At 43.5% G+C, this 15,415-nt stretch carries 14 protein-coding genes; 11 read left to right on the forward strand and 3 right to left on the reverse strand.

Features of this window, described 5'->3' with window-relative positions:
- Positions 1 to 366 precede the first annotated feature (366 nt).
- A complete protein-coding gene (locus RMY16_RS29025; protein WP_322739269.1) occupies positions 367 to 972 on the forward strand; it encodes a Uma2 family endonuclease in 606 nt (201 codons plus the stop codon).
- On the opposite strand, the gene RMY16_RS29030 is transcribed toward RMY16_RS29025, so the two are convergent.
- Positions 959 to 1,081, reverse strand: a complete 123-nt coding sequence (locus tag RMY16_RS29030) for a hypothetical protein (protein WP_322739270.1) — start codon at positions 1,079 to 1,081, stop codon at positions 959 to 961. The two genes, RMY16_RS29025 and RMY16_RS29030, sit on opposite strands and share 14 nt — an antisense overlap.
- Positions 1,082 to 1,088: 7 nt before the next feature.
- On the opposite strand from RMY16_RS29030, the gene RMY16_RS29035 reads away from it, so the two are divergent.
- The 5 genes from RMY16_RS29035 to RMY16_RS29055 all read left to right on the forward strand — a co-directional run bounded on the left by RMY16_RS29035 (position 1,089) and on the right by RMY16_RS29055 (position 8,762).
- Positions 1,089 to 1,493 carry a thiol-disulfide oxidoreductase DCC family protein gene (locus RMY16_RS29035; protein ID WP_322739271.1) on the forward strand — a complete coding sequence of 135 codons (405 nt, stop codon included), beginning with the start codon at positions 1,089 to 1,091 and terminating at the stop codon, positions 1,491 to 1,493.
- A 234-nt stretch (positions 1,494 to 1,727) separates the two neighbouring features.
- Positions 1,728 to 3,575 (forward strand): malto-oligosyltrehalose trehalohydrolase, encoded by a 1,848-nt coding sequence (treZ, locus tag RMY16_RS29040; RefSeq protein WP_322739272.1) that lies wholly within the window; start codon positions 1,728 to 1,730, stop codon positions 3,573 to 3,575.
- Between the two features lie 417 nt (positions 3,576 to 3,992).
- The gene (gene treY / locus RMY16_RS29045) at positions 3,993 to 6,791 is read left to right on the forward strand and encodes a malto-oligosyltrehalose synthase (RefSeq protein ID WP_322739273.1); all 2,799 of its coding nucleotides are present in this window, start codon (positions 3,993 to 3,995) and stop codon (positions 6,789 to 6,791) included.
- 169 nt (positions 6,792 to 6,960) lie between these two features.
- The gene (locus RMY16_RS29050; protein ID WP_322739274.1) at positions 6,961 to 8,472 is read left to right on the forward strand and encodes a trehalase family glycosidase; all 1,512 of its coding nucleotides are present in this window, start codon (positions 6,961 to 6,963) and stop codon (positions 8,470 to 8,472) included.
- A gap of 95 nt (positions 8,473 to 8,567) precedes the next feature.
- Entirely contained in the window at positions 8,568 to 8,762 is a 195-nt protein-coding gene (locus tag RMY16_RS29055) for a hypothetical protein (RefSeq protein ID WP_322739275.1), read from the forward strand.
- Positions 8,763 to 9,050: 288 nt separating this feature from the next.
- Here RMY16_RS29055 and RMY16_RS29060 read toward each other — a convergent pair whose 3' ends face one another.
- Positions 9,051 to 9,203, reverse strand: coding sequence for a hypothetical protein (locus RMY16_RS29060; protein ID WP_322665006.1), 153 nt, complete (start codon positions 9,201 to 9,203; stop codon positions 9,051 to 9,053).
- Positions 9,204 to 9,656: 453 nt separating this feature from the next.
- On the opposite strand from RMY16_RS29060, the gene RMY16_RS29065 reads away from it, so the two are divergent.
- Genes RMY16_RS29065 through RMY16_RS29075 form a run of 3 tightly spaced genes read left to right on the forward strand, consistent with a single transcriptional unit; the run spans position 9,657 to position 12,395 of the window.
- The gene (locus RMY16_RS29065) at positions 9,657 to 11,084 is read left to right on the forward strand and encodes a nicotinate phosphoribosyltransferase (RefSeq protein ID WP_322739276.1); all 1,428 of its coding nucleotides are present in this window, start codon (positions 9,657 to 9,659) and stop codon (positions 11,082 to 11,084) included.
- A gap of 4 nt (positions 11,085 to 11,088) precedes the next feature.
- Positions 11,089 to 11,688: a nicotinate-nucleotide adenylyltransferase gene (locus tag RMY16_RS29070; protein ID WP_322739284.1), complete on the forward strand. Its 600-nt coding sequence runs from the start codon at positions 11,089 to 11,091 to the stop codon at positions 11,686 to 11,688.
- On the forward strand, positions 11,649 to 12,395 hold the full coding sequence (locus tag RMY16_RS29075; RefSeq protein ID WP_322665002.1) for an NUDIX hydrolase: 747 nt from the start codon (positions 11,649 to 11,651) through the stop codon (positions 12,393 to 12,395). Before RMY16_RS29070 ends, RMY16_RS29075 begins: the two co-directional genes overlap by 40 nt.
- Here the strand turns inward: RMY16_RS29075 and RMY16_RS29080 are convergent.
- On the reverse strand, positions 12,392 to 12,553 hold the full coding sequence (locus RMY16_RS29080) for a hypothetical protein (protein WP_322739277.1): 162 nt from the start codon (positions 12,551 to 12,553) through the stop codon (positions 12,392 to 12,394). The genes RMY16_RS29075 and RMY16_RS29080 overlap by 4 nt on opposite strands.
- A 225-nt stretch (positions 12,554 to 12,778) precedes the next feature.
- Between RMY16_RS29080 and RMY16_RS29085 the strand changes: the two genes are divergently transcribed.
- Both RMY16_RS29085 and RMY16_RS29090 read left to right on the forward strand, forming a co-directional pair.
- Positions 12,779 to 14,497, forward strand: coding sequence for an NAD+ synthase (locus RMY16_RS29085; RefSeq protein WP_322739285.1), 1,719 nt, complete (start codon positions 12,779 to 12,781; stop codon positions 14,495 to 14,497).
- A gap of 500 nt (positions 14,498 to 14,997) precedes the next feature.
- Positions 14,998 to 15,415, forward strand: a 418-nt coding sequence (locus RMY16_RS29090; protein WP_322739278.1) for a hypothetical protein, incomplete at its 3' end; no start/stop codon positions are given.

Consider the following 15,415-nt stretch of genomic DNA (forward strand, 5'->3'; position numbering starts at 1 on the left):
TTAATGCATCGACCCGTTATGTTAATGCATCGACCCGTTATGTTAATGCATCGACTTGTTATGTTAATACATCGACCTGTTACGTTAATACAGCCTCGTTTTACTTCGCACTGGTTTAGTTAGACAAGAGCGATGCCTGCGGTGGTCACTGACTTGTACTGAGCGCAGTCGTTGGCGCAGCCTCTCGCAGAGAAGTAGCTTTGTCGTACCCCTCCGGGGAAGCAAGCTACGCGGAGCGTCTGTCTGCGACACGCTGCGCGAACGTAGAGAAGTGCGGGCTATGCTTACGCAATTAATTCGCCGCCTCATGGTAGTTTTGCTTGATAATACTTTCGTTACAATAAGCCTACGTCAAGTCAAAACATAATGACCTACACCTCGCCCAAGCTACTTACCTTTGAGGAATTTATCGCCCAATATGGTGACAATACACGCTACGAATTAATCGACGGGCAATTAAGAGACATGGAACCTACAGGGCCACACGAAGCTATTGCAGGTAGTATTGCAGGTAGAATCTATGTCGAAATTTTTAATTCTAATTTCAACTGGCTAGTTCCAAAAACTTGTCTGATAAAACCACCTGCGGCTGAAGCGACAGCACTGCGTCCTGATGTAATTGTTTTAGATAAAGCCGAACTTAGTAAAGAACCGCTTTGGCAAAAAGAACCGATTATTTGTAACGGCAGTACTATTAAGCTTGTTGCTGAAGTTGTGAGTACTAATTGGCAAGACGATTATGCAAGAAAAGTGGAAGAATACGCTTTTCTTAACATCCCACAATATTGGATTGTGGATTTTCGTGGCTTGGGTGGCTTGCAGTTTATCGGCAATCCCAAACAACCAACCTTTACCGTTTGTCAGTTAGTGAATGGTGTGTACCAGCAACAACAATATCGTTTAGGAGATAATATTTCTTCTGATGTCTTGCCAAATTTACAACTTAAGCTAGATGACATTATGCATATTTGAACTGGAGATTGGTTTCGGTAAGGTAGGAGCGATCGCTACAGTTTTCTAAGCTAGAATACCAAAGCTGTGTTTTAGACACATCCGACAATTCAATTGCCAAATGAGCCATTATTTTTATGAATTATTACGTAATCTACGACGGAAATTGTAATCTCTGCGTTACCCTAGTGCAATTGCTAGAAACCTTAGACCAAGGAAAGTTGTTTCGCTACAGTCCTATGCAAGATGAGCAAACACTTTTACAGTGGGGAATTTCAGCCCAAGATTGCGAACAGGGAATGATTTTAATTGATGGCAATCAACCTCAAAGACGTTGGCAAGGTAGTAACGCCGCAGAAGAAATTGGGCGCTTATTGCCAGCAGGAAGTATATTTGTAGACGCTTATCGAGCATTGCCGGGGGTGAAATGGGCAGGCGATCGCTTTTACGAACAAATCCGCGATAACCGCTACACCATATTTGGTAAGCGTTCTAATACATATCAATCGGCATACTGTGTGGATGGTAGCTGCAAGCCGTAGGAGTGAACAGCCGTGCTACCCTACGAATGTCCGGTTTTTTCTCCGTCATTTCTCCCACATTTGTCATTAGACTGAATTTATTCTGGTCAAAAATCCGCCTCCAGATGCTAGCAAAAACTCTGGTAGACCAACCATTATGCTATCTGGCGTGTTTGTAAATATTGTGCAATCAATGACATTTGCAATCGCGCCATAATTCGGCACAACAAACTGGAACTGATGGGAGGATACTGCGTGAAAATTGGTGCTAACTACTTGGGCAACGGAGAGTGTGAATTTACAGTTTGGTCTCCGCTATTAGATAGCGTCACGGTAAAAATTTTGACGCCAGAACAGCAGTTAATTCCCCTCAAGACTCAATCTGAGGGATACTGGCACACGAAAGTCAACGATGTGTATCCGGGTACGCTTTATCGGTATGTCTTGAATGGCCAAGACAACTTTGCCGATCCGGCGTCGCAGTATCAACCGGAAGGGGTGCATGGGCCGTCGCAAATTGTCGATCATGATTTTGAGTGGACTGATGAAGGGTGGACTGGGATTCCTGTGGAATCAATGATTTTCTACGAAGTTCATGTTGGGACATTCACGCCGGAAGGAACTTTTACCGCCATCATTCCCCGTTTACCAGAACTGAGAGAACTGGGAATTAACGCCATTGAAATCATGCCCATCTCCCAGGTTCCGGGAGACACTCATATTGAAGCATCTCTGGCATATCGCAACTGGGGCTATGATGGCGTTTATCCTTATGCTGTCCAAAATTCCTACGGTAGTCCAGCCGAACTCAAGCAACTGGTAAATGCTTGCCATCAAAATAACATCGCCGTTGTGCTGGATGTGGTGTATAACCACTTTGGGCCGGAAGGCAATTATATGAGTCAGTTCGCGCCCTACTTTACTAAAACCTATAAAACGCCGTGGGGCGAAGCGATGAATTTCGACGATGCCCATAGTCAGGGCGTGCGAAATTATTTTATTGAAAATGCGCTTTACTGGTTGGGCGAATTCCACATTGATGCATTGCGCCTGGATGCCATTCAAGCAATTTATGACTTGGGAGCGAAGCATTTTTTGTGGGAATTGGCGGAAGCAGTTCATCATTTCTCACAACAAGGGCAAAGATGGAAACGCCATCTGATAGCCGAAAGCGATATGAATAATCCGCGAATAATTCGTCCGGCAGAATTGGGTGGATATGGACTCGATGCTCAGTGGAGTGATGATTTTCACCACGCATTGCATACACTGTTGACAGGCGATCGCCAAGGATATTATCAAGATTTTGGGAAATGTGCTGATTTGGCAAAAGCTTATAGTGATACTTTTGTCTACGATTGGAAGTACGCACCACACCGCAAGAGATTTCATGGCGTATCTTGCCGCGATCGCCCTTTATCACAGTTTACAATCTGCATTCAGAATCACGATCAAATCGGCAATCAAATGAAAGGAGAACGCCTTAGCCAGCGGATCTCTTTTGAAGGATTAAAGTTAGCCGCTGGCGCTGTGCTGCTATCGCCTAACTTACCCCTGTTATTTATGGGAGAAGAATACGGCGAAACTGCACCCTTCATTTACTTTGTCAGTCACTCCGATCCCGATTTGATTCAAGCAGTTCGAGCCGGACGCAAAGAAGAATTTGAAGCATTTCACTATGCAGATGATCCCCCAGATCCCGAATCGGCAGAAACTTTCCTCAAGTCTAAACTAAATTGGGAATTACGCAATCAAGGAAAGCACAAAGTTCTCTGGGATTGGTATCGTCAGTTAATTAATTTACGGAAGACACATCCAGCACTTCTCAACCAAGACCGCAATTTCATCGAAGCAACTAGCGATGAAGAGAAGGAATTGGTGATCGTGCGGCGTTGGTGCGAATCAAGTGAAATAATATTTGTGATGAATTTCAATTCGTCTCCAGTGACAGTGACTCTGCCGTTTGAGCAAAATGCGAATAAATTGTTGGACTCTGCTGATACCTCATGGTCTGGGCATGGTTCTGAAGCTGCTGAACATTTGTCTGTGGGCGAAGAAGTGAAATTGCAACCTACTAGTTTAGTACTCTATGAAAAAGCATGAGGGGGAGAGTTAGAACTTAAACTTTCAGCCTTATAACTTCAACGTTCGAGCATAAAGGCTTAATGTTTGAGCATAAAGGCTTAATGTTTGAGCATAAAGGCTTAAGGTTTGAGCATAAAGGCTTAAGGTTTGAGCATAAAGGCTTAAGGTTCAAACATAAAGGCTTAAAGGCACTTATTCATCTCCCTGAAAATTTACCCCACCCTAACCCTCCCCTTGTAAAGGGGAGGGAACTAGATTTCTTGTTTCCCCCCTTTACAAGGGGGGATTAAGGGGGGTAATACCCTTTTACTACCGAAAAGAGAACTTTTCAAACATCCTCTAAAATGTTCAGCGTTTACCCTCAAAACCTCATCTTCCACCCTGCGGGAAGCTAAAGCTACATCCCCCTTATTCCCCACTCCCTACTAAAAAAATATGCGAATTCCTACCGCCACTTATCGAATCCAATTTACACCTCAGTTTGGCTTTGACAACGCCAAAGCGATCGCAGCTTATTTAGCAGATTTAGGTATTTCCGATTTATATGCTTCCCCCATTTTCAAAGCACGATCCGGGAGTACACACGGCTACGATATAGTAGATGCCACTCAACTTAACCCAGAACTGGGAACTAATGAATCATTTGATGAATTAGTTAGTGAAATCCAATCCCTTGGTATGGGCTGGTTACAAGATATTGTGCCCAACCACATGGCCTATAGCAGCGAAAACGATTACTTGATGGACGTATTGGAACACGGCCCAGATTCCAGCTATACCGACTACTTCGATCTTTCTTGGAATGCTCCCTTTGGCGATCGCCAAGCGCGAATTCTCGCTCCTCTCTTAGGAGATTTCTATGGTACATCCCTAGAAAACGGACACATTCAACTGCAATACGAACAAAACGGTTTAACCGTCAATTATTACAGCTTAAAACTGCCACTGCGGTTAGAATCTTACACAAAATTTATCACCCATAATTTAGGTAAACTCACCCGTACACTGGGACGCAATCATCCCGATTTTATTAAGCTATTGGGGATTCTCTACATTCTCAAAAGTGTGCCCTCAGAAGTTGCAGGAAAACAGCGACAAGACCAAATTGCATTTATTAAAGGATTGCTTTGGGAACTCTACACCACAAACGACACCATCCGCGAATTCATTGACGAGAATATCAAAACTTTTAATGGAGAACCAGGTAATTCAGAAAGTTTTAATCTCCTAGATGAATTACTGAATGAGCAATTTTACCGCCTTGCCTTCTGGAAAGTTGGCGCGGAGGAAATGAACTACCGCCGTTTCTTTACTGTCAATGAACTGATTTCCGTTAAAGTTGAAGAAGTGCGGGTTTTTAATAATACCCACAGCCTAATTCAGAAACTGGTTGAAGAAGGCAAATTTACAGGTTTAAGGATTGACCATATTGATGGACTTTATAACCCAATCCAGTATATAGAAAGGCTGCGGGAAAAGATGGGAGATGTTTATATCACCGTCGAGAAGATTTTAGAACTCACCGAAGAATTGCCGGAAAACTGGGGAATTGAAGGAACGTCTGGATATGACTTTCTCAACTATGTAAATGGCGTATTTTGTCAAACAGAAAATGAATCATCCTTCGAGAAAGTTTACCAGAACTTTATTAGTTCCAGAGTAGATTATGCCTCGGTAGTCAAGGATAAAAAACACCTGATTTTGGAAAAGAATTTAGCAGGTGATATTGACAATTTGGCACTTTTGTTAAAGAACGTTTCCAGCAAATATCGCTATGGCAATGATTTTACACTGAATGGATTAAAAAGAGCGATCGCCGAAGTTTTGACACTGTTCCCGATTTACCGCACCTACATTACGCCTGATGGAATTGGAGAAAGCGATCGCGCTACCATTCAAGAAGTAATTGATCAAGCCAAAGAACAAACGCCCCTATTGCAGAACGAACTGACCTTTATTGAAAAGTTAATGCTGTTAGAGTTTGATAATTCTCTGACTCAAACAGAACGCGAACAGTGGATATATTTTGTCTTACGGATGCAGCAATACAGTGGGCCGTTAATGGCCAAAGGCGTAGAAGACACCACATTATATGTTTACAATCGGTTGCTGTCACTGAATGAAGTCGGGGGAAATCCTGGTCATTTTGGCATCGACCTAGCAAAATTTCATGCCTTTAACAAACAGCATCAAGAAACCTGGCCTCACACAATGAACACCACAGCCACCCACGACACCAAGCGCGGCGAAGATGTGCGGGCCAGATTGAATGTCCTCTCAGAAATTCCCGATGAATGGGATCAGCAGGTAAATACCTGGAGTGCGATTAATCGAGGACATCGTAGCGATCGCCACGGCTTCGCTATACCCGATCGCAACGATGAGTATTTTCTCTATCAAACCTTAGTAGGGGCGTTTCCTTTTGCCGAACATGAACATGCATCCTTTGTAGAACGAGTGAAGGATTATATAATAAAGGCAATCCGAGAAGCAAAGGTGCATACAGCCTGGTTACGACCTGATAGCGAGTATGAAGAAGCTTGTACCTCCTTTATTGAGAAAGTACTCGATCCTTCCCTCTCCGGGGAATTTCTAGAAGCCTTTCGTCCCTTTCAAGGGCGAATTGCAGAGTATGGTATCTTCAATTCCCTTTCCCAAACTCTACTGAAGATTACCGCCCCTGGCGTACCAGATGTATACCAAGGAACAGAACTTTGGGAACTAAGTCTAGTTGATCCAGACAATCGTCGTCCCGTGGATTTTGAACAGCGACGTACTTACTTAAGCGCCATCCGTGAACAGGTAAAAACAGACATTCTCGGACTGATTCAGGAGTTACTAAACGACAAAACAGACGGTAGAATCAAACTGTTTTTAACGGCTCAATTACTCCAAGCCAGAACAAACTATGTCTCATTATTCCAGGACGGCGATTATTTACCGTTAGAAGTTCAAGGAACCTACGCCAATCACATTATCGCCTTTGCACGGCGCGAGGGAAATCAAACAGCGATCGCGATCGCACCCCGCTTTTTAACCAGCCTCATCCAGCCAGGAGAAAACCCCTTGGGCGAATCAGTTTGGCGAGATACACACCTGCAACTACCCCCCGGAACTTCCTCCACCTGGAAAAACGTCCTAACTCAGCAACCCTTACAAGCTACAGAAACCCTATCAATCGCAACAGCCCTCACCCATTTCCCAGTTGCCCTCTTAATTAGCACTATCGAGTAAAAACAAAAATCAATCCCACGCAGAGAGAACCTTATAAAACCTCAGCGTTCCTCTGCGCTTCCCTTTGCGACGGCAGTCGCTGATGGGGGAAACCCCCTTGGCGCTAGCCTCTCCCTTTGGGAGAAGACCGCGCTGCCTCTTTTTTGCGTTGAAAAAACAATTCAGAATTATGACCCTAGCACTGACCACCGCGCAGATAGACGCTGTGCGCCTCCACATCAAAAAAACCTGGAAAACCTTAACGCGATCGCACGAACACTTATTACAATCTGCAAAGGATACCAAACTAGACCACAAAAGCGACACTCCTTGGATAGTCTACATTTCACCCTCAGAAGATTGTCCCAACATTCAGACTGTGTTAGAGCGATCGCTATCTTCCAAAGATATGCAACGGCTGCAAATTCGCACTTTGCCAACTGAAGCGGAGGCAATTAAAGAGCATGGGTTACTATACCTACCAGGGCCTTATCTCGTACCAGGTGGCCGTTTCAACGAAATGTATGGCTGGGACAGCTACTTTATATTACTAGGACTTTTGCACGATGGAGAATTGGAGCTAGCGCAAAGCCAAGTAGATCAGTTATTGTACCAAGTGCGACATTACGGCACGATCCTCAATGCCAACCGGACTTATATGCTGTCGCGATCGCAGCCCCCTGTCCTCAGTATGATGGTTTTGGCGCTATTCCAGCACACCCAGGATGAAGAGTGGTTAAAGTTAACCATACCGATCCTAGAACAGTTTTATTATTACTGGGTAGTACCGCCTCACCTGAATCCTGCAACAGGCTTGTCTAGATTCTATGCCTTTGGGGAAGGCCCAGCGCCAGAAGTTTTGTTTTCCGAGCGGGATGAAGAGGGAAAAAGCCACTACGATCGCGTCAAGGAATATTACCAAACCTATGAGGTTGAGGATTATGACGTTAGTCTTTACTACAACCGAGAAAAAGACGAACTGACGCACTTATTTTACAAAGGCGATCGCACCATGCGCGAGTCTGGTTTTGATATCACCAATCGATTTGGCCCTTTCAGTGCTGATATCCTCCACTATGCTCCTGTGTGCCTCAATAGTTTGCTGTATCAAGTAGAACAAGACTTGGGACAAATCCACAATATTTTTGGGAATGAAGAACTAGAACGGCAATGGCGCGATCGTGCGAATATCCGCCGCGATCGCATCGATAAGTGTCTCTGGGATGAAGAACAGGGACTGTATTTCGACTATCATTTCCAGGGTGGAGAACGCCGCCGCTACGAATTTGCTACCACGTTCTATCCCCTGTGGCTGGGAATTGCTTCTCCAACCCAAGCCAAGCGTGTCGTAGAAAATCTCTCTTTATTTGAAGCCCCAGGCGGAATTTTTACCAGTACTCGTGTCACCGGCAACCAGTGGGATGCTCCCTTTGGCTGGGCACCATTGACATTAGTTGCTGTCCAGGGACTTCACCGCTATGGGTATCATACAGAAGGCGATCGCATTGCCAATAAATTCCTGGCTATGGTAGTTAAAGAATTCGAGCGTCACAATACCCTAGTTGAGAAATATGATGTTGAACGCTGTTCTGCCAACGTTTCCGACGAAATCTCCTTTGGATATAGTTCTAACGAAGTTGGTTTCGGCTGGACAAATGGAGCGATTCTGGAACTCTTAGCAATCGGCGATCAAAAAGTTTAAATAAAAAGGCGTGAGAAAAAACTCACGCCTTTATCTTAGTGGGTTGAATTATATTAAAACTTACACACACTCTACGATTCTTGGGAATAATCACAATGGTTCAATCAGCCCCAAAATTCCTAACCGTTGATGAATTTATTAACCATTACAGTGAGTGCGATCGCTATGAACTAATTGATGGTGAATTAATTGAGATAGAAGCAACCGTGCCCACACAAGGCCTAAATAATTATATGATTGTTGCAACCTATCTATTCATCAGGAGCCAGAATGCAGAAGGAATTGGATAGTGACGTATTCTAATACGCCACTACTTTTAAATAAAGGGGTTTAATTACGAAGCTCAATCTACAATTTCGTGGTTTTCAATTATAGCCGTAGTCACGCAGATTAGGACAGTGTTGATTGCTCAAAGTCTTGAAAAAACTGGATTTTTACTCAGCACTCAGCACTCAACACTCAGCACTCAGCACTCAGCACTCAGCACTCAGCTATATATGGTTTGCCTAAACTCCCCAGTAATTGCCCTCGTTTGAATTCTGAATTTTGACTCCTATTTATCAATGCCGTATCGGCACCTACCAATTATCATCTGTATCTTCATCGTAAGGCTCACCTGTAAAAGGTTGTATGCCAACAGCAGGATAAGCATCATCCGTAGGACCAAAAATCCGCATTGCAGCTTCAGAAATATACTGGGTTATGTTCGCAATGATTTTGGAAATATCCATAATATTGGACTCCTTCTTTTTGAGTCGCTTTAATGGTGATGCTTATACTCTAATCCTAATACTCAAAGCTTGCTCATATTCTCAATATATTGAGAATATATGCAATGTTTATTTAGATAACTTCGCAATACTTTAGCTTGTCAAAAAATCAAACTTTTCTCTTTGATTTTAATTGTAACATAGTTGTTTTTTCAACCGATTTTGGAAAAGAGCGAAGCAAAACAAACTTTATCTGACAGGATATTATTTTCCTTTATTAGCCACCCGATCTAATCAACATTATTGCTAGTTATTACTATTAAAAAATATTAAGTTTTTGATGAAGTTAAGATTAAGCTACCGATAAATCTACTGGTATACGGCAATCTCAGACAATATACTTGTCAGGAGTTGACATTATTTATGGTAAATATTACCATAAATAAAAGAAGCATCTTGTAAGGAAGCTCTTGCATGACAACTTTGCCAGATTTGGACTATGTATATAAACAGCAAAGCCAGCAGAACCAGGAACTGAACCTTTCTGCCGATGACTACAGCTTGCTGACCGACCTTTACCAGTTGACGATGGCAGCTTGTTACACTGGCGTTGGTATAGAACAACGACGGGCAAGCTTTGAATTGTCCGTCAGACGGTTGCCAGAGGGTTTTGGTTATTTAATTGCAATGGGGCTGACACAGGCATTAGAATATTTAGCCAAAATCCGCTTTAGTTCCGCGCAAATTGCGGCATTACAAGCAACGGGAATTTTTGCTCACGCAGGCGATCGCTTTTGGTCACTTTTAGCTGAGGGAAAGTTTACGGGCGATGTTTGGGCAGTACCAGAAGGGACTGCTGTGTTTGCCAATCAACCACTGTTGCGGGTGGAAGCACCACTTTGGCAAGCGCAACTAGTGGAAACTTACCTCCTGAATACGATTAATTACCAGACTTTGATTGCCACAAAAGCAGCCCGGTTGCGGGATGTAGCGGGAGAATCAGCAACACTTTTAGAATTTGGCACCAGACGGGCATTTAGTCCGCAGGGGTCTTTGTGGGCAGCACGGGCGGCGTTGGCGGGTGGGTTAGATTCCACTTCCAATGTGTTAGCAGCGCTACAACTGGGACAACAGCCAAGTGGTACGATGGCACACGCCTTGGTGATGGCATTGTCAGCAATAGAAGGCACTGAAGAACAAGCTTTTAGTGCATTTCATCGCTATTTTCCGGGTGCGCCATTGCTGATTGATACTTACGATACCATTGCTGCTGCTGGGCGCTTGGCCGAAAAAGTAAATTCTGGGGAAATGCAACTAACAGGAGTGAGATTGGACTCAGGAGATTTAGTTACCTTATCAAAACAGGTGCGATCGCTCCTTCCCGGTGTGCCAATTTTTGCTAGTGGTGATTTGGATGAGTGGGAAATTGCTAGATTAAAAGCTGCTGGGGCCGAAATTGATGGTTACGGGTTGGGAACGCGACTAGTTACAGGTTCGCCTGTCAATGGAGTTTATAAACTTGTAGACATTGATGGCATCCCTGTGATGAAGCAGTCTAGTGGTAAAGTTACTTATCCAGGGCGTAAGCAAATTTTTCGTTCATTTACGGGAGGTAAGGTAAAAGCAGACAGGTTGGGACTCTTAGGTGAAATTGCTTTAGAAGAAGAACCTTTGTTGCAGTTAGTAGTCCAACAAGGTGAACGGGTGCAGCCTTTGGAATCGTTGGCAACAATTCGTCAGCGTACTGCTGTCTCAGTTGCGAGTTTGCCACAAGAAATACGGCGTTTGGATCGTCCTGTAGGGGTGCAGGTGGAAATTTCTGCCGCACTGCAACAGTTGACAGAGGAAGCTAAGAAGCGAACAGCAATCGCGCAGCGTCTCGTAGAGAAGGATGCAAAGTAAGATGATGAAAATTGCTTTGTTTGGTACTAGTGCCGATCCACCAACTGCGGGACATCAAAAAATTCTGAGTTGGTTATCTGAGCGTTATGATTGGGTAGCGGTTTGGGCAGCAGATAATCCATTTAAGTCCCATCAAACACCCTTAGAACATCGGGCGGCAATGTTGCGATTGTTGATTGCGGATATAGACACGCCACGGCACAATATTGCTTTGGAACAAGAATTGAGTAGCTTCAGAACGCTGGAAACAGTGGAAAAAGCCAAGCTTACTTGGGGTGAAGACGCCCAATTGACGATGATTATTGGTTCAGATTTACTGAGTCAGCTACCACGTTGGTATCGCATTGAAGATTTGTTACAGGAAGTGCAACTACTGATTGTACCGCGACCCGGATATGTAATAGATGAATCTAGTTCAGAGGTAGTGCAAAAGCTGGGAGGGAAAATTGCGATCGCTAGTCTAACCGGTCTAGATGTTTCCTCAACAGCGTACCGTGAACATAGAGATCCCCAAGCCCTCACAGCCCCTGTAGTTGCCTATATTAATCAAGAGCATTTGTACGAATGCCAGGACGTTCAACAAAAAAGATACCAACTCCGTTAAACCAACAACCTTTGGCCGATTTCAAGGTTGGTGTTGATAATGTAATTTTTTCTGTAGATACTGTACAAAATCGGCTGTTAGTTCTACTCGTAATGCGACAGCAAGAACCATTTTTAAATCATTGGAGTCTTCCCGGTACTTTGGTACGTCCAGGAGAGTCTTTAGAAGATGCCGCCTATCGCATTATGGCGGAGAAAATTAAGGTTAACAATCTCTATTTAGAACAGCTGTATACATTTGGCGGGCCGAATCGCGATCCACGGGAAGCAACTGATAGTTATGGTGTGCGTTATTTATCAGTTAGTTACTTTGCCCTAGTGCGATTTGAGGAAGCCGAATTGATTGCCGATCGCATGACTGGCATAGCTTGGTATCCGGTAAAACAAGTGCCGCAATTAGCTTTTGACCATAACGAAATTCTGGCTTATGGACACAGGCGATTACGAAATAAATTAGAGTATAGCCCAGTGGCTTTTGAAGTCTTGCCAGAAATGTTCACCTTGAATGATTTATATCAGTTATACGCCACAGTTTTAGGTGATAACTTTTCCGATTATTCTAATTTTCGAGCGCGTCTACTGAAGTTAGGTTTTTTATGCGATACCGGAATTAAGGTATCACGAGGTGCTGGTCGTCCAGCTAGTTTGTATAAGTTTGACGCTGAAGCTTTTGCTCCCTTAAAAGATAAACCTTTGGTGTTTATTTAACCAATGTCTACCCAAAGTCCAGAGTTAAAAGTCTTAAGGTGAATTCTAGTAATAAAATTACCATAGCCGTTGGTTTCGACTACTTCGACTTCGCTCAGTACAAGTTCGCTCAACCAACTGAGTAGTTGAGAGTTGAGCGTACCCCTGCGGGGAAGCAAGCTACGTGTAGCGTCTCCAAGAGTTGTCGAAACTCGTCAACATCGGTATTTTTTTCATCAGAAATCACCTAAGTCCAGAGTAATACCAAGTTGTGATAGATAGTATTATTTGCTTGAAAGCTAGTCCAGCAGAGCTTAGACGCTAAAGAATACTAACTTTGGCAACTTGGTATAACTTATGACTCTTAACAAATGACAAATGACCAATGACAAATGACAAATAATATGAAAATTGCGATCGCTCAAATTAATCCTACTATTGGTGATTTGCTTTTAAATGCCCAAAAAATCCTGGAGGCGGCACAACGAGCAGCATCTAGCGGTGTACGTTTGTTGCTGACACCAGAACTTTCTTTGTGTGGCTATCCACCAAGAGATTTATTACTAAATCCTAGTTTTGTGGAAGCGATGGGCATCACTTTACAAAACTTGGCTGAGGATTTACCACCAAATTTAGCTGTGTTGGTAGGAACTGTTGAACCGAATATCAAAGCACATATTAGTGGCGGTAAAACTTTATTTAACAGTATGGCTTTGTTAGAAAATAGCAAGGTTCAACAAGTTTTTCACAAGCGACTTTTGCCTACTTACGATGTATTTGATGAACGCCGCTATTTTGAACCAGGCTTGCAAGCTAATTATTTCACTTTAGATAATATCGATATTGGCGTAACTATTTGTGAAGATTTATGGAATGATGAGGAATTCTGGGGCAAACGTAGTTATACAGTAAATCCGATTGCTGATTTAGCGATTTTGGGTGTAGATTTGATTGTAAATTTGTCTGCTTCGCCCTACACAGTTGGTAAACAGCAGTTTCGTGAAACTATGCTCAGGCATAGTGCAATACGTTTTCAACAACCAATGATTTATGCTAATCAGGTTGGCGGAAATGATGACCTAATTTTTGATGGGCGGAGTTTTGCCTTGAATCGTCAAGGTGAAGTTATGTGTCGTGCCCGTGGTTTTGATACCGATTTAGTAGTTGTTGAATTTGACGAAGCGCAACGGGATTTTCAATTAGGTTCTGTAGAACCTGGATATCAATCAGAAGATGAAGAAATTTGGCAAGCTTTGGTTTTAGGAGTGCGAGATTACGCTCGTAAGTGTCGTTTTTCTAAAGTAGTGTTGGGTTTAAGCGGTGGGATTGACTCTGCCATAGTAGCTGCGATCGCAACTGCTGCATTTGGTAAAGAAAATGTCCTCGGTGTTCTCATGCCTTCCCCTTACAGTTCTGAGCATTCGATTAGTGATGCTGTGGCATTAGCCGAAAATTTGGGGATTAAAACTCATCTTTTACCAATTGGCGAGTTAATGCAAGGCTTCGATCAAACTTTAGGTGAATTGTTTGCGGGTACTGAGTTTGGACTGGCTGAGGAAAATATACAATCTCGGATTCGCGGTAATTTATTAATGGCGATCGCTAATAAATTTGGCTATCTGCTTTTATCTACTGGTAACAAGTCAGAAATGGCAGTTGGTTACTGTACTCTCTACGGCGATATGAATGGCGGGTTAGCAGTGATTGCAGATGTTCCTAAAACCCGTGTGTATTCACTTTGCCATTGGTTAAATCGCAATAATGAAATCATCCCGCAAAACGTCTTGACTAAAGCACCCAGCGCCGAACTAAAACCAGGCCAAGTTGATCAAGACTCTCTACCGCCTTACGAAGTTTTGGACGATATTTTGCAACGCCTGATTCACAACCACCAATCAGCAGCGCAAATTGTTGCAGCCGGTCACGATGCGGTGATTGTAGACAGAGTAATTCAAATGGTGGCGCGGGCTGAATTTAAACGGCGACAAGCACCCCCCGGCTTAAAAATCACCGATCGCGCCTTTGGAACCGGTTGGCGAATGCCAATTGCTAGTAACTGGGTTGGTGTCAAAAAGGCTTACCAGGCAAAAACTACAGCTACATCTAACCTTAGTTTGTTGTGATGGACAAGATGCTCATCCGCGCCCAATACGGTTCGGATAAGCATTTTTCACTTTCCTTATGATCTGGGGAATGGGTTTGCGGGTAAAGGGGAAAGGATGTATTCAAAACCTTTACCCTTTACCCTTTAACCGAACCGTATTGAATCCGCGCCTAGACAACGCGGATGAGCATTACCTATTGATAAATTATGTCAGATTCCCCAGGATTGGCAATTTTCAACGATTCATAGATTTATCACCCAAGTATTTATCCGCCAAATTGGGGGATTGTAAGGGCGCAAGACCTTGCGCCCCTAGAATCCAATGCGCCACCATTATCATTCTGCGGTCGGCGTAGTGCGTAGGCGCAGCCCGCCGCAGGCATCGCCCGATACCATAAAATTGAGTTACAGAAAATTTATACTTTCGATAAATTGTGTTGTGAGTGCGATCGCAGTACTCTAGATGTTAGTAACAGCAAAATATTTATCTAGCTACTGCTTGGGCATCTGGAGAAGAAAATGAGAGAACACATCAGCCGGCAGAAAAAAACTAGTACAGGCTTCTCAATTCCATCCCTGAAACAACCGATACGCGGCTTTGGTTTGGAGTCGTCGGCAATTTCACGCCAAGCAGTTCCTGAAATACAACCATTCCATAAACCACTTACTCACGATATCAGTCGCATACCACTGCGTACCCAAGCAAAACTCTCAATTAGCCAGCCTGGAGACAAATACGAACAGGAAGCTGATAGCGTAGCACAGCAGGTAATGCAAAGAATGGCGCAACCTGTAAATCGCCAGTCTATTCATCGAGTTGCATTGCCAGAGTCAGAAGAATTGCAGATGAAACCTCTAGCGAATTCCATCACGCCTTTAGTGCAACGAGAAGCATTGCCAGAGGATGAGGAAGAATTGCAAATGAAATCTCTGGACA

This window comes from Nostoc sp. DedQUE12b (assembly GCF_034530835.1).
GTDB lineage: Bacteria > Cyanobacteriota > Cyanobacteriia > Cyanobacteriales > Nostocaceae > Nostoc.

What these genes read in the sequence shown, in the direction of transcription:
- RMY16_RS29075 (WP_322665002.1), top strand. Translation starts at nt 11,649, where the DNA reads ATGCCAGGACGTTCAACAAAAAAGATACCAACTCCGTTAAACCAACAA.
- RMY16_RS29085 (WP_322739285.1), top strand. Translation starts at nt 12,779, where the DNA reads ATGAAAATTGCGATCGCTCAAATTAATCCTACTATTGGTGATTTGCTT.
- RMY16_RS29030 (WP_322739270.1), bottom strand. Translation starts at nt 1,081, where the DNA reads ATGGCTCATTTGGCAATTGAATTGTCGGATGTGTCTAAAACACAGCTT.
- RMY16_RS29060 (WP_322665006.1), bottom strand. Translation starts at nt 9,203, where the DNA reads ATGGATATTTCCAAAATCATTGCGAACATAACCCAGTATATTTCTGAA.
- RMY16_RS29035 (WP_322739271.1), top strand. Translation starts at nt 1,089, where the DNA reads ATGAATTATTACGTAATCTACGACGGAAATTGTAATCTCTGCGTTACC.
- treY (WP_322739273.1), top strand. Translation starts at nt 3,993, where the DNA reads ATGCGAATTCCTACCGCCACTTATCGAATCCAATTTACACCTCAGTTT.
- RMY16_RS29070 (WP_322739284.1), top strand. Translation starts at nt 11,089, where the DNA reads ATGAAAATTGCTTTGTTTGGTACTAGTGCCGATCCACCAACTGCGGGA.
- RMY16_RS29055 (WP_322739275.1), top strand. Translation starts at nt 8,568, where the DNA reads ATGGTTCAATCAGCCCCAAAATTCCTAACCGTTGATGAATTTATTAAC.
- RMY16_RS29050 (WP_322739274.1), top strand. Translation starts at nt 6,961, where the DNA reads ATGACCCTAGCACTGACCACCGCGCAGATAGACGCTGTGCGCCTCCAC.
- RMY16_RS29065 (WP_322739276.1), top strand. Translation starts at nt 9,657, where the DNA reads ATGACAACTTTGCCAGATTTGGACTATGTATATAAACAGCAAAGCCAG.
- RMY16_RS29025 (WP_322739269.1), top strand. Translation starts at nt 367, where the DNA reads ATGACCTACACCTCGCCCAAGCTACTTACCTTTGAGGAATTTATCGCC.